The organism is Streptomyces sp. BBFR2, from assembly GCF_044497305.1.
In the GTDB taxonomy this organism is placed as follows: domain Bacteria; phylum Actinomycetota; class Actinomycetes; order Streptomycetales; family Streptomycetaceae; genus Streptomyces.
Window position 1 is genome coordinate 5,122,578 of record NZ_CP172415.1, and the last position, 13,470, is coordinate 5,136,047.

Sequence of the window (13,470 nt, forward strand, 5' to 3'; positions counted from 1 at the left end):
GTACGCTGGCGGGCATGGCCAACTCCCCGACCCGCTCCGGCGTCCCGGGAGCCGGTCGCATCGACGCGACCGTGCACCGCCGCCGCTGGGTGATCCTCTCCGTGCTCATGCTCAGCCTGCTGATCGTGGTGCTCGACAACTCGATCCTCAACGTCGCGATGAAGACCATCGCGACCCCGGCGCCCGCCGGTCTGGGCGCCACCCAGAGCGAGCTGGAGTGGGCGATCAACGCCTACACGCTGGTCTTCGCCGGGCTGCTGTTCACCGCCGGACTGCTCGGCGACCGCCTGGGACGCAAGAAGGTCCTGCTCTTCGGGCTGGCGGTGTTCGGCGCCGGGTCGGTACTCGCCGCGTTCGCCGCCTCGCCCGCCCAGTTGATCGCCTTCCGCGCCCTGATGGGCCTGGGCAGCGCCTTCGTGATGCCCGCGACCCTCGCGATCTTGATGAACGTCTTCGACCGCGAGGAACAGCCCAGGGCGATCGGTGTCTGGGCGGGCGGCGTGGGCGTGGCCATCGCCGTCGGACCGATCGCCGGCGGGCTGCTGCTGGACCGCTTCTGGTGGGGCTCGGTCTTCCTGATCAACCTGCCGATCGTGCTGGTCGCCCTGGGCGCGATGGTCCGGCTGGTGCCCGACTCCCGCGACCCGGCGCCCGGCCGCCTGGACCCGGTCGGCGTCGTTCTCTCCGTCGTCGGTCTGGTCCTGCTGGTCCACGGCATCATCCGGGGCGGCCGGCTCGCCGACTTCACCGCCCCCGAGGTGGTCGCCACCGTCCTCGGCGGACTCGCCGTCCTCACGGTCTTCGTCGTCCACCAGCGGCGCAGCGACCACCCGTCGATCGACATCGGCTACTTCCGCAATCCGGCCTTCTCCGCCGCCGTCACCGCCATCGCGCTGGTCTTCTTCGCGCTGATGGGCGTCACCTTCTTCATCGTCTTCTACGTGCAGAGCGTGCGCGGCCGCACCCCGCTGGAGTCCGGGCTGCTGATCCTGCCGCTGGCCGCCGCGCAGTTGATCTTCGCGCCGCGGGCCCGGCACGCCGTCGGCCGCTTCGGCGCCCGCGCGGTGTGCACCGCCGGGATGGTCACCGTCGCCGTCACCATGGGCGGGCTGACGCTGCTCGGCGGCACCACCCCGCTGTGGGTGCTGGAGGTGCTCTTCTTCCTCCAGGGCACCGGCATGGCGCACATCATGCCGCCGGTCACCGTCTCGATCATGCAGGCGCTGCCCCGGGAGAAGGCCGGTTCCGGCTCGGCGCTCAACAACACGTTCCGGCAGGTCGGCGGCACCCTCGGCGTCGCGGTCCTCGGCTCGGTGCTCTCCACCGCCTACCGCGACGGCATCAGAGGCACCCTCGACGCCGTCCCCGGGCTGTCCGGGGAGGCGCGGCACGCCGCCGGGGAGTCCATCGAGGCCACCCTCGGTGTCGCCGCCCGGCTGGGCCCCGCCGGCCGGCCCCTGGCCACCGCCGCGCAGGACGCCTTCATCCACGCCATGCACCTCACCGCGCTGCTCTCCTCCGCCATCGCGCTGACCGGCGCCGTGGTGGTCGCGGCGTTCCTGCCCGGCCGCCCGACGGGCGCCGCGCCCGCCGCGGCGCCGCGCCCGGACGAGACCGCGCGGGCCCCGCGGTGACCGGCCCGCAGGCGTCCGGCCGCCCCGGACCGCCCGCCCCGGAGGCGGGGGACGGGCGCCGCGGCCGGCCCCGCTCCGCCGCGGCCGACACCGCCATCGTCGAGGCGGTGCTGCGCCTCATCGAGGAGGGCGCCGCCATCGGCGATCTGTCGATGGAGGGCATCGCCCGCGCCGCGGGGGTCGGCAAGGCCACCGTCTACCGCCGCTGGCCGGGCAAGGACGCCCTGCTGCTGGACGTCGTCCGCTCCCTGGACGACGACCTGCCCCCGGCGCGCGGCGACTCGGTCCGCGACGACCTCGTCGCCCTGCTGGAACACTTGCGCCGCCGCGGCCAGGCCAAGCGCCACTCCGCGCTGCTGCGCACCGTCCTCACCCAGGTGCAGGCGCAGCCCGCCGTCTGGCGCGAGTACCACGAGACGGTGATACGGGCGCGCCGCGAGGCGCTCCGCGCCGTCCTGCGGCGGGGGATGGCGCGGGGCGAGATCCGCGCGGACCGTGAGGTCGATGTGCTCGCCGATCTGTTCGTCGGCCCGATGCTGGCGCGGGCCCTGATCGACGAGGGGCAGGCGCTGCCCGAGGGGCTCGCCGAGCAGATCGTCGACACGGTGCTGGAAGGGGTGCGGCCGCGCCCCTGACGGCGGCGCCCGGTCCGTACGAGGGGCGCACGGCGGGGCGTCGCGCGCCGGGCCGGGGGAGGCATGTGCCCGTTCTGTCACAGGATGCGGTGGAGGGCCCTCGGCCGGAACTTCCCCCGTGGCCGCCTCGTCACTACGGGTGGAAAAGCGCCGTCCCACGATCACCTAGGGTCGGTGGGCGGAGTCGAGGCCGCGGTGGACAGAGCAGTGAGGGAAGCGGAATGGCGCAGGCGTACATGACGGAACCGGAGCAGGGGCCGGGTCCCGAACAGGCCGGTTCCCGGGCCGAGCGTCTGCGCAGGTGGTGGCGGCCGGAGCGGATGTGGCGGCGCGGCATCGTGCTCGCGGTGCTGGCCGTGGCGCTCGGTCTGCTGATGCTGCTGCACGCCAAGGTCCCCAACACCGTCGGCAACCTCGGCAGCCTGCTGGAGACGTTCCTGCCGTGGCTGGGTGTGGGCATCCCGCTGCTGCTCGTGCTGGCCGTGGTGCGCCGGTCGGCGACCGCGCTGGTCGCCCTGGTGCTGCCGGTCGTCGCCTGGACGAGCCTCTTCGGCGGTCAGGTCACCGGCAAGGCCGGCACCGGCGGCGATCTGACGTTCGTCACCCACAACGTCGACGCGGACAACCCCGACCCCGCGGCCACCGCCCGTGACCTGGTGGCCGCCGACGCGGACGTCATCGCCCTGGAGGAGGTGACGGCCAAGGCGCTGCCCGTCTACACCAAGGGGCTCGCGGCGGCGTATCCGTACCACACGGTCAAGGGCACCGTCGGGCTCTGGAGCAAGCGGCCGCTGTCCGACGCGGCGGCGGTGCCGATCAAGATGGGGTGGACGCGGGCGCTGCGCGCCACGGTGACCGCCCCGGACGGCGAGAAGATCGCGGTGTACGTCGCGCATCTGCCCTCGGTGCGGGTCAAGGTCAAGGCGGGCTTCACCGCCAGTCAGCGCGACGACAGCGCGGCGGCGCTGGGCCGGGCCGTCGCCCACGAGCCGCTGTCGCGGGTGATGCTCCTCGGTGACCTCAACGGCACGATGAACGACCGGTCGCTGGCCCCGCTCACCTCCCAGTTGCGCTCGGCGCAGGGCGCGGCGGGCGACGGTTTCGGCTTCACCTGGCCGGTGTCGTTCCCGATGGCCCGGATCGACCAGATCATGACCCGGGGCCTGACCCCGGTGGCGGCGTGGTCGCTGCCCGCCACCGGCAGCGACCACCTCCCGGTCGCCGCCTCGGTCAACCTCGCGGGCGGCTCCTGACCGCACCGCACCACCGGACACCGGGCGGGCGGAACGGCGGCGTTCCGCCCGCTCCGGCGTGTCCGGGGACGGCACGCGTTCCAGGGCCCGAGCGCGTTCCAGGCTGCACGCGTTCCAGGGCCCGAGCGCGTACCAGCCCGTCCGCGTTCCAGGCCGCACGCGTTCCGGAGCCCGCACGCGTTCCAGGCCGTACGTGCCCCGGGGCCGGGCGGCCCGACCCCGTGCGGCGGACGGCGGGGCGTGCGGCGTGCCGCCGGTGCCGCCGCACGTCCGGGCCCGGCGCTCCCGGCCCCGACCGGGCCCGGCGCTCCCGGCCCCGCGCCGTCCCGCCATCGCGCCGCGCCACCCCCGCCAGCACCCCACCGTGCGCAACGGCACACCCCGTCGTCACACGCGTGTCATCTGCGGGAATCGCGGACCTGTCAGACTTTGTTCCCCAACCGAACTTAACGAACGGACTTCACGAGGGGCCCGGCGGCATCCGTCCGCGCGGACGCCCCGCACCGTCCCCGTACATCTCCCGCTCCCGCCCCGCACCGCTCCGGAAGGTCTTCCATGCCCTTGGCTCTGCTCGCGCTCGCGATCTCGGCCTTCGGAATAGGCACCACAGAATTCGTGATGATGGGCCTGCTGCCCAACGTCGCGGACGATCTGGGCACCTCCGTGCCCACCGCCGGCTATCTCGTCTCCGCCTACGCCCTCGGTGTCGTCATCGGCGCCCCGCTGCTGACCGCGCTCGGCTCCCGGGTGCCCCGTAAGCCGATGCTGGTGGCGCTGATGGCGCTCTTCACCGCCGGTAACCTCGCCTCCGCCCTCGCCACCGACTTCCCGCTGCTGGTCGCCGGGCGGCTGCTGGCGGGGCTGCCGCACGGCGCGTTCTTCGGTATCGGCGCGGTCGTCGCCGCCCGGTTGGTGCGCGAGGGGCGCCAGGCGCGCGCCGTCGCCACGATGTTCCTCGGCCTGACCGTCGCCAACATCGTCGGTGTGCCCGCCGCGACCCTCCTCGGCCAGCATCTGGGCTGGCGCGCCACCTTCCTCGTCGTCGCGGGCATCGGCCTCGTCGCGATGGCCGCGCTCGCCCGCCTGGTGCCGCCGCTGCCCGCCGCGGAACGCACCGGGCTCGGCCGTGAGCTGCGCGCCCTCGCCGGGCGGCAGGTGCTGCTCGGCCTGCTCACCACCGTCCTCGGCTTCGCCGGCGTCTTCGCCTTCTACAGCTATCTCGCGTCGGTGCTGACGAAGGTCACCGGCTTCTCCGAGACCTCCGTGACGCTGGTGCTCGCCCTCTTCGGCATCGGGATGACGCTCGGCGCCCTCGCCGCGGGACCGCTCACCGACCGGGCGCTGCGCCCCACCCTCTACGGGTCGCTGGCCGCCCTCGCCGCGATCCTCGCGCTCTTCCCGCTGGCCGCGCCGTACAAGCCGCTGGTGCTGGCCGCTGTCGTCCTGGTCGGCGCCGTCGGCTTCATGACGACGACGCCGCTGCAGATGCTGGTGATGGAGAAGGCGCAGGGCGCGCCGACGCTGGCCGCCGCGTCGAATCAGTCGGCGTTCAACCTCGCCAACGCGGGCGGCGCCTGGGTGGGCGGCCTGGTCCTGTCGGCGCACCAGGGCTGGACGGCGCCCGCGCTGGTCGGCGCGGTGCTGGCCGCCGCGGGACTCGTGGTCGCCGTCACCGCCGGACTGCTGGACCGTACGGGGAAGGGCGGCGGCGCCTCCCGTGTGGTGGCCCGCGGCGGCGCCACGGAGGAGTCCGCCGGGGCGGCGGCGCAGGCCCCGGCCGCCCGCGGCTGACCGTTGCGGCCCGGCGCGCCCGGGCCGCAACTCCCGTACGGGCGGGGTCACTCGCGGTAGCCGAGCACCGTCATCATCCCGCTCTCCGAGTGGTACACGTTGTGGCAGTGCAGCATCCACAGGCCCGGGTTGTCGGCGTCCAGGTGGACCCGCACGGTGTGGCCGGGGCGCACGATGACGGTGTCCTTGCGGGCGCCGCCGGCCGCCAGCTCGAAGGCGTGGCCGTGCAGATGCATCGGGTGCCACATCGGGGAGTGGTTGCGGAACACCAGCTCCACCCGCTCGCCCTCCCGGACGGGGTAGCGCTGCGACGGCGTGTACGGCTTGCGGTTGATCGCCCAGTCGAAGCGGCGCATCGACCCGCTCAGCACGAGCTGATGGCGGCGGTCGACCGCACGGTCGGGCAGCCGCACCGCCTCCCCGCAGTCCAGGTCGAACGCGGTGACCAGCTTCCCGTCCAGCTCCCGGGGGCGGGTGGCGGGGCCGGGGGCCGCGCCGCCGCCGGTGCGCAGCACCGCCTGGGCCAGGTGCCCCTTGCCCTCGGCGAGCGCGGTGAGCGGGAAGACGCCGTCCTTGACGGTGACCAGCACGTCGTAGCGCTCGCTCATCCCGATCAGCAGCGTGTCGGTGTCGGCGTGCTCGACGGGGTGGCCGTCGGTGTGGGTGATCGTCATGGTGTGGCCGCCGAGCGCCACCCGGTACCCGGTGTCGCCGCCCGCGTTGATGATCCGGATCCGGACGCGGTCGCCGGGGGCGGCGGTGAAGGTCTCCGGGTCCTCCGCGGGCCGCCCGTTGATCAGATGGAGCGGGTAGTCGACGTTGCCCGCCTCGCCGCCGAGCAGGTCGCTGTGGGAGCGTTCCAGGACCCGTGACGGCCCGTCCGCCGTGACGGCCCGCATCTCGTGGCCGCTGTGGCTCATCCCGTGGTTCAGCTCCTTGAGGACCGCGTCCGGCGTGGACCCGTCGATCCCGTCCACCCAGTCGTCGAGGACGACCACCCACTCCCGGTCGTACGCGAGCGGCTCCCGCGGGTCCTCGACGATCAGCGGCCCGTACAGCCCGCGGTCCTGCTGCACCCCGACGTGCGGGTGGTACCAGTACGTGCCCGGCCGCGCCGTGGCGTAGTGGTACGCGAAGGACGCCCCGGGCGCCACGGGGTCCTGGGTGATGCCGGGCACCCCGTCCATGTCGTTGCGGAGCGCCAGTCCGTGCCAGTGGACGGTGGTGGCGTCCGGCAGGTTGTTGGCGAAGTCCACGGCCAGCGTGTCGCCCGCCGTCACCCGGATCTCCGGGCCGGTCAGCGCCCCGTCGTACGTCCAGGTGCGGACGGTGCGCCCGCCGAGCCGGACGGGTGCGGGCGTGGCGATCAGGGACATCCGCCGCACCGGGCCCTCGCCGCGCCGCTTCTCGGTGTCACGGACCCGGGGCCCGCCGGGGGTGACGTACCCGGCCGGTACGTCACCGGAGGCGGCCGGGGCCGCGTGGGCGGTGCCGCTGCCGGCGGAGCCGAGGAGTCCGGCGGCGACGGCGGCGGCCCCCGCCCCCAGCAGCGTCCGCCGTCCGGGCTCGGCGGGGCGGGCGGACGGATCGGTCAGCGGACGGGAGGGGCGCTCAGGTCGCATGAAGTACCTCGGGTGTCGGTGGGCGCACGGCCGGGGGAGCGGACGGGGACGGGGACGGGGCGGACGAAAGCCTGCCTCAAAAGCCAAGAAATGCGGACAAATCGCCGTTGGGGGAGTGAGCGGAAGGAGGGCGGGAGGGAGGCGGGGGAGTGTCGGGTGCGGGGTCGGTGGACGGTGCCGGGCGGCGCCCGGCGGGTCCGGTGATCGGGTGGTGCCCCGCGGGCACCTTACGACCTGGGGGCCGGGAAACCGCGTCGTCACGGCGCCCGGCACGGGCGGCACTCCTTCCTCCGGAGCCATGCCCGGCGCCGAGGAGTTACCCCCACGGGGTATGCGGGGGGGGCGCGCCGTCCGGTGGGCCGGTACGGACCGCCGGACGGGTGCGGGCCCCGGCGTGGACGGCGGTGGGCAGGGGCAGCGGCCTCGCGGCGCGCTCCGGGGGGAGTCCGGCGCGGCACCGCCCGCGTGCGGCACCTACCGAGGCCGGCCCTTCCGGCCCGCACGTGCGGCGCGCTCCGCGGCGGCCCGCACGTGCGGCGCGCTCCGAGGCGGAGCGCTCCGAGGCGGCGCGCTCCGCCCATACGCCCGGCCCGCCCTGCCCCCGAGGCCGCCCCGCCCCGCTCATGTGCCCCGCCCGGCCCCGTGTGCCCCGTCTCGCGGGAGAATCACCGCTCCGGGCGGGAGAATCGGCGCCGGGCGGGAAGAGAACGGGCAGGGCGCGGCCGGGGGCGGTGCGAGACGGATGAGCGGGAGGCCGCGGATGAACCGCAGCAAGGGCAGCAGTCAGGACAGCGGTGGCCAGGGCGGCGGCGGGCGGGGCGACGGCGGCGCCGGCCCCGTCGTCAGCGGTGACGGTGTGAGCGGTGACGGCGCCGGCGGGGTGCCGGGCGCGCTCCGCCGGCCGGGCGGCGCGGACGGGCCGGGTCCCGGCGCGCCGCCCGGCCGGATGGTGCGCGTCGGCGGGGTGCCGCTGCACGTCCTGCGGGAGGGCACCGGGCCCGTCGTGGTGCTCTGCGGCGGCCTCGGCATGGCCTGGTTCGACTGGGAGGACGTCACCGCGCTGCTCGCCCCGGACCGCACCGTCATCCGCTTCGACCGGCCCGGTCTCGGCCTGAGCGCCCCCGCGCCCGGCCCGCCGACCGCCGCCGCCGAGGCCGACCGGATCGCCGGTGTCCTCGACGCGCTCGGCCACCCCGGCCCGGCCACCGTCGTCGGCCACTCCATGGCCGCCTTCCACGCCGAGGCGTTCGCCCGGCTGCACCCGCACCGCTGCGCCGGCCTGGTGCTCGCCGACGGCTCCCTCGCCGACCCCTCCCGCCCGGTACTGCCCCGCGCCGTCCGGCACGCCTGGGCGGGCGGGGTGGCGGGCGCCGTCTCCGCCGCCGGGCTGCCCCGCGCCCTCGGTCCGGCCGGACGCCGCCTCGTCTCCCGCGCCGGGGCGCTCGGCCCGCACCCCGCGCACCCCTGGGAGCGCCCCACGTACCGCACCAGCCGCGTCGTCCGCGCCTGCGCGCTGGAGAACGCCGCCCACCCCTACCAGGCGGCGGAGGTGGCGGCGCTGCGCGAGGAGCGCGCGCTGCCACCCGTACCGGTGACGGTCCTCGCGGCGTACGGCGGCGGGGAGACGCCCCGGGAGCTGCGCTGGCTGGAGCGGCAGCGGGCGCTCGCCACCGAGCTGGGCGGCCGGTTCGTGGTGGCCGCGCCCGCCGGGCACCTGCTGATGGCGGACGCGCCGGAGGCCGTCGCCCGCGCCGTCCGGGAGCTGTGACGGGCCGCGCCCCGGAGGGTCACGCGCGGGTCAACGGCGGCTCCCCGGGAGGTCAGGACTGCCCCAAGCCGCCGGTTCTCCGCGCCGCGCACCGTGACAGACGGCGCCCGCGCGCCCCACGCTGACCATGGCGCTCTCGCCCGGCGCGCCCCGTGCGCGGCGGGCGGCGGTCCGAGGACACGGCCCGGCGGTTCTGGATCAGGCCAAGGGTGCGTAATGTGACGGTAACTCCCGAGCGTGATACTGGTGTGCCGGACGAGGTGCTCCCACACGTGTGGACGGGCCGATTGACCTGCGAGGATTGGTGAACCATGGACAAGCAGCAGGAGTTCGTGCTCCGCACGCTTGAGGAGCGTGACATCCGTTTCGTACGGCTGTGGTTCACCGATGTGCTCGGGTTCCTGAAGTCCGTCGCCGTCGCGCCCGCCGAGCTTGAGCAGGCGTTCGACGAGGGCATCGGCTTCGACGGCTCCGCCATCGAGGGCTTCGCCCGGGTCTACGAGTCCGACATGATCGCCAAGCCGGCGCCGGGCACCTTCCAGATCCTGCCCTGGCGCGCCGAAGCCCCCGGCACCGCCCGGATGTTCTGCGACATCCTGATGCCCGACGGCTCCCCCTCGTACGCCGATCCGCGCTACGTCCTCAAGCGGATCCTGGCGAAGACCTCCGACCTCGGGTTCACCTTCTACACCCACCCGGAGATCGAGTTCTTCCTGCTCAAGGACAAGCCGGTGGACGGGCGGCGGCCCACCCCCGGCGACTCGTCCGGGTACTTCGACCACACCCCGCAGAACGTCGGCATGGACTTCCGCCGCCAGGCGATCACCATGCTCGAATCGATGGGGATCTCGGTGGAGTTCAGCCACCACGAGGGCGCCCCGGGCCAGCAGGAGATCGACCTGCGGTACGCCGACGCGCTGTCGACCGCCGACAACATCATGACGTTCCGGCTGGTCATGAAGCAGGTGGCGCTGGAGCAGGGCGTACAGGCGACGTTCATGCCGAAGCCGTTCTCCGAGTACCCCGGCTCCGGCATGCACACCCACCTCTCCCTCTTCGAGGGCGACCGCAACGCCTTCCACGAGTCCGGCGCCGAGTACCAACTCTCCAAGGTCGGCCGGTCGTTCATCGCCGGACTGCTGCGCCACGCCGGGGAGATCTCCGCCGTCACCAACCAGTGGGTCAACTCCTACAAGCGCATCTGGGGCGGCACCAACCGCACCGCCGGCGCCGGCGGCGAGGCCCCCTCGTACATCTGCTGGGGCCACAACAACCGCTCCGCGCTGATCCGGGTGCCGATGTACAAGCCCGGCAAGATGGGCTCCACCCGCGTCGAGGTCCGCTCCATCGACTCCGGCGCCAACCCGTACCTGACCTACGCGGTCCTCCTCGCCGCCGGACTCAAGGGCATCGAGGAGGGGTACGAACTCCCGCCCGGCGCCGACGACGACGTCTGGGCGCTGACCGACGCCGAGCGCCGCGCGATGGGCATCGAGCCGCTGCCGCAGAACCTCGGCGAGGCCATCGACCTGATGGAGCGCAGCGAACTGGTCGCCGAAACCCTCGGCGAGCACGTCTTCGACTTCTTCCTCCGCAACAAGAAGCAGGAGTGGGAGGAGTACCGCTCCGAGGTCACCGCCTTCGAGCTGCGCAAGATGCTGCCGGTCCTGTAGTCCACCCCCGCCGTCGCCCGGCCCGGCGGCCGGGCGCACCCCGAGAGGCGCCCGCCATGGCACAACCCGCTCCGCAGGGCCGGCGGAGCAGCACCTTCACCCGGCTGCTGCGCCACGGCTTCACCGATCCGTCGGCCGCCGCCCGGCTGCTCCAGGCACCGGAACTCGCCGCCGTGTGCGAGGACCCGGTGCTCCTGGAGGCGTTCGGCGCGGTCGCCGACCCGGATCAGGCGCTGCTCGGGCTGGTCCGGCTCACCGAGGCGCAGGACGAGACGGAGCGGCAGCGGCTGCTGGCCACCCTGGTCACCGCGAAGCCGCTGCGGGACCGGCTGCTGGGCGTCATGGGCGCCTCCGAGGCGCTCGCCGACCACCTCGCCCGCCACCCGCACGACTGGCAGTCGCTCACCGCGTACGAGGCGGCCGATCTGCACCCGGCCACCCCGGAGTTCGAGGAGGCGCTGGCCGAGGGGGTGTGGGGCGAGGAGGGCGCCGTGCTGCCGCGGCCGGACGCGCTGCGCATCGCCTACCGCCGCTGCCTGCTGGGCATCGCCGCCCGCGACGTCTGCGGCACCACCGACGTCAGCGAGGCCGCCGCGGAACTCGCCGACCTGGCGACGGCGACCCTCCGCGCCGCCCTCCAGATCGCCTCCGAGGAGGCGCCGGGCGATGCCGCCGTCTGCCGCCTCGCCGTCATCGCGATGGGCAAGTGCGGCGGCCGGGAGCTGAACTACGTCTCGGACGTCGACGTCGTCTTCGTCGCCGAGGCGAAGGAGGGCACCGACGAGGCGGCGGCGCTCCAGGCGGCGACCCGGCTGGCGTCGCGGCTGATGCGGGTCTGCTCGGACGTCACCGCCGAGGGCACGATCTGGCCGGTCGACGCCAATCTCCGCCCCGAGGGCCGCAACGGCCCGCTGGTGCGCACCCTCAGCAGCCACCTCGCCTACTACCAGCGCTGGGCCAAGACCTGGGAGTTCCAGGCGCTGCTGAAGGCCCGGCCGGTGGCGGGCGACCCGGAGCTGGGCCGGGCGTACGTCGATTCCCTCGCCCCGCTGGTCTGGCAGGCCGCCGAGCGGGAGAACTTCGTCACCGACGTCCGGCAGATGCGGCGCCGGGTCATCGCGGGTATCCCCGTCGCCGAGGTCGACCGGGAGCTGAAGCTCGGCCCCGGCGGGCTGCGGGACGTGGAGTTCGCCGTCCAGCTCCTCCAACTGGTGCACGGCCGCAGTGACGCGACGCTGCGCAGCCCCACCACCCTCGACGCGCTGGCCGCGCTCGCCGCCGGCGGGTACGTCGGCCGCCAGGACGCCGCCGCCCTCGACGCCGCCTACCGCTTCCTGCGCACCCTGGAACACCGCATCCAGCTCCAGCGGATGCGCCGCACCCATCTGATGCCGGAGGACGACACCGATCTGCGGCGCCTGGCCCGTTCGCTGGGGCTGCGCACCGAGCCGGTCGACGCGCTGCGCGCCCAGTGGAAGTGGCACGCCCGCGAGGTGCGGCGGCTGCACGAGAAGCTGTTCTACCGGCCGCTGCTGGACGCCGTCGCCCACCTGGAGCCCGGCGAGACCCGCCTGTCGGCGAAGGCCGCCGGGCAGCGCCTCGAAGCGCTCGGCTACGGCGACCCGGTCGGCGCGCTGCGCCACATGGAGGCGCTGGCGTCCGGGGTGACCCGGAAGGCGGCGATCCAGCGGACGCTGCTGCCGGTGCTGCTCGGCTGGTTCGCCGACTCCGCCGACCCGGATGCCGGGCTCCTGAACTTCCGCAAGGTCTCCGACGCGCTCGGCAAGACCCCGTGGTACCTGCGGCTGCTGCGCGACGAGGGCGCCGCAGCGGAGAACCTCGCCCGCGTCCTGTCCGGCGGCCGTCTCGCCCCCGACCTGCTGCTGCGCGCCCCGGAGGCGGTGGCGCTGCTCGGCGCCGCCGACGGGCTGCGCCCGCGCGGCCGGGCGGCGCTGGAGCAGGAGGTGCTGGCGGCGGTCGGCCGGGCGGACGGCGCGGAGGCGGCGGTGGCGGCGGCCCGCGGGGTCCGCCGCCGGGAGCTGTTCCGTACCGCCGCCGCCGACCTGATCGGCGCGTACGGCACGGAGGACCACCCGGCCGAGGAGGATCACGGGCGGCTGCTGGACGCGGTCGGCTCCGCGGTCTCCGACCTGAACGCCGCGACGCTCGCCGGCGCGCTGCGCGCCGCCGTCCGGGAGAGCTGGGGCGACACCCTGCCGACCCGCTTCGCGGTGATCGGCATGGGCCGCTTCGGCGGCCACGAGCTGAGCTACGGCTCCGACGCCGATGTGCTCTTCGTCCACGAACCGCGCGAGGGCGCCGACGAACAGGAGGCCGCCAAGGCCGCGCAGGCCGTCGCCAACGAGATGCGGCGGCTGCTTCAACTCCCCTCCGCCGACCCGCCGTTGCCGATCGACGCGGACCTGCGGCCGGAGGGCCGTTCCGGTCCGCTGGTGCGCACCCTCGCCTCGTACGCCGCGTACTACCGGCGCTGGTCGCTGACGTGGGAGGCGCAGGCGCTGCTGCGCGCCGAACCGGTCGCGGGCGACGCGGAGCTGGGCCGCCGCTTCATCGAACTGGTCGATCCGCTGCGCTACCCGGCCGAGGGGCTGGGCGACGACGCGGTCCGGGAGATCCGGCGGCTCAAGGCCCGGATGGAGTCGGAGCGGCTGCCGCGCGGCGCCGATCCGACCACCCACGCCAAGCTGGGCCGCGGCGGGCTGAGCGACGTCGAGTGGACGGTGCAGCTCTTCCAGCTCCAGCACGGCTGGGAGCTGCCGGGACTGCGCACCACCCGCACCCGCGAGGCGCTGGCCGCCGCGCATCGAGCCGGTCTGATCGGCACCGAGGAGGCGCAGATCCTCGACGAGGCGTGGGTGCTCGCCGCCCGCGTCCGCAACGGCGTGATGCTGGTCCGCGGCCGCCCCGGCGACACCTTCCCCGCCGACGCCCGCGAACTGGCCGCCGTCGGCCGCTACCTCGGCTACGAGGAGGGCCACGTCGGCGAGATGCTCGACGACTACCGCCGCATCACCCGCCGCGCCCGGGGCGTGGTGGAGGAGGTGTTCTACGGGGGGTGAGCCGGGCACGGACC

The 13,470-nt window shown here is 75.0% G+C and carries 8 protein-coding genes; 7 read left to right on the top strand and 1 reads right to left on the bottom strand.

Annotated features, from left to right (window positions below):
• Window positions 1-14 precede the first annotated feature (14 nt).
• The 4 genes from ACGH2B_RS20835 (at window position 15) to ACGH2B_RS20850 (ending at window position 5,313) form a co-directional block, all read left to right on the top strand.
• On the top strand, window positions 15-1,634 hold the full coding sequence (locus ACGH2B_RS20835) for an MFS transporter (RefSeq protein ID WP_399091848.1): 1,620 nt from the start codon (window positions 15-17) through the stop codon (window positions 1,632-1,634).
• The gene (locus ACGH2B_RS20840) at window positions 1,631-2,269 is read left to right on the top strand and encodes a TetR/AcrR family transcriptional regulator (protein WP_399091851.1); all 639 of its coding nucleotides are present in this window, start codon (window positions 1,631-1,633) and stop codon (window positions 2,267-2,269) included. The genes ACGH2B_RS20835 and ACGH2B_RS20840 overlap by 4 nt, the downstream gene beginning before the upstream one ends.
• Before the next feature lie 236 nt (window positions 2,270-2,505).
• Window positions 2,506-3,522: an endonuclease/exonuclease/phosphatase family protein gene (locus ACGH2B_RS20845; protein ID WP_399097184.1), complete on the top strand. Its 1,017-nt coding sequence runs from the start codon at window positions 2,506-2,508 to the stop codon at window positions 3,520-3,522.
• Window positions 3,523-4,077: 555 nt separating this feature from the next.
• Window positions 4,078-5,313, top strand: coding sequence for an MFS transporter (locus tag ACGH2B_RS20850; RefSeq protein ID WP_399091854.1), 1,236 nt, complete (start codon window positions 4,078-4,080; stop codon window positions 5,311-5,313).
• A 47-nt stretch (window positions 5,314-5,360) separates the two neighbouring features.
• Here ACGH2B_RS20850 and ACGH2B_RS20855 read toward each other — a convergent pair whose 3' ends face one another.
• Window positions 5,361-6,935, bottom strand: a complete 1,575-nt coding sequence (locus ACGH2B_RS20855; RefSeq protein ID WP_399091857.1) for a multicopper oxidase family protein — start codon at window positions 6,933-6,935, stop codon at window positions 5,361-5,363.
• Between the two features lie 946 nt (window positions 6,936-7,881).
• Here ACGH2B_RS20855 and ACGH2B_RS20860 point away from each other — a divergent pair.
• The 3 genes from ACGH2B_RS20860 to ACGH2B_RS20870 all read left to right on the top strand — a co-directional run bounded on the left by ACGH2B_RS20860 (window position 7,882) and on the right by ACGH2B_RS20870 (window position 13,456).
• Window positions 7,882-8,703 carry an alpha/beta fold hydrolase gene (locus tag ACGH2B_RS20860; protein WP_399097187.1) on the top strand — a complete coding sequence of 274 codons (822 nt, stop codon included), beginning with the start codon at window positions 7,882-7,884 and terminating at the stop codon, window positions 8,701-8,703.
• A gap of 311 nt (window positions 8,704-9,014) precedes the next feature.
• Window positions 9,015-10,376 (top strand): glutamine synthetase family protein, encoded by a 1,362-nt coding sequence (locus ACGH2B_RS20865; RefSeq protein ID WP_399091860.1) that lies wholly within the window; start codon window positions 9,015-9,017, stop codon window positions 10,374-10,376.
• A 56-nt stretch (window positions 10,377-10,432) separates the two neighbouring features.
• On the top strand, window positions 10,433-13,456 hold the full coding sequence (locus ACGH2B_RS20870) for a bifunctional [glutamine synthetase] adenylyltransferase/[glutamine synthetase]-adenylyl-L-tyrosine phosphorylase (protein WP_399091863.1): 3,024 nt from the start codon (window positions 10,433-10,435) through the stop codon (window positions 13,454-13,456).
• Window positions 13,457-13,470: the final 14 nt, after the last annotated feature.

What these genes read in the sequence shown, in the direction of transcription:
- ACGH2B_RS20835 (WP_399091848.1), top strand. Translation starts at nt 15, where the DNA reads ATGGCCAACTCCCCGACCCGCTCCGGCGTCCCGGGAGCCGGTCGCATC.
- ACGH2B_RS20845 (WP_399097184.1), top strand. Translation starts at nt 2,506, where the DNA reads ATGACGGAACCGGAGCAGGGGCCGGGTCCCGAACAGGCCGGTTCCCGG.
- ACGH2B_RS20850 (WP_399091854.1), top strand. Translation starts at nt 4,078, where the DNA reads ATGCCCTTGGCTCTGCTCGCGCTCGCGATCTCGGCCTTCGGAATAGGC.
- ACGH2B_RS20855 (WP_399091857.1), bottom strand. Translation starts at nt 6,935, where the DNA reads ATGCGACCTGAGCGCCCCTCCCGTCCGCTGACCGATCCGTCCGCCCGC.
- ACGH2B_RS20860 (WP_399097187.1), top strand. Translation starts at nt 7,882, where the DNA reads ATGGTGCGCGTCGGCGGGGTGCCGCTGCACGTCCTGCGGGAGGGCACC.
- ACGH2B_RS20865 (WP_399091860.1), top strand. Translation starts at nt 9,015, where the DNA reads ATGGACAAGCAGCAGGAGTTCGTGCTCCGCACGCTTGAGGAGCGTGAC.
- ACGH2B_RS20870 (WP_399091863.1), top strand. Translation starts at nt 10,433, where the DNA reads ATGGCACAACCCGCTCCGCAGGGCCGGCGGAGCAGCACCTTCACCCGG.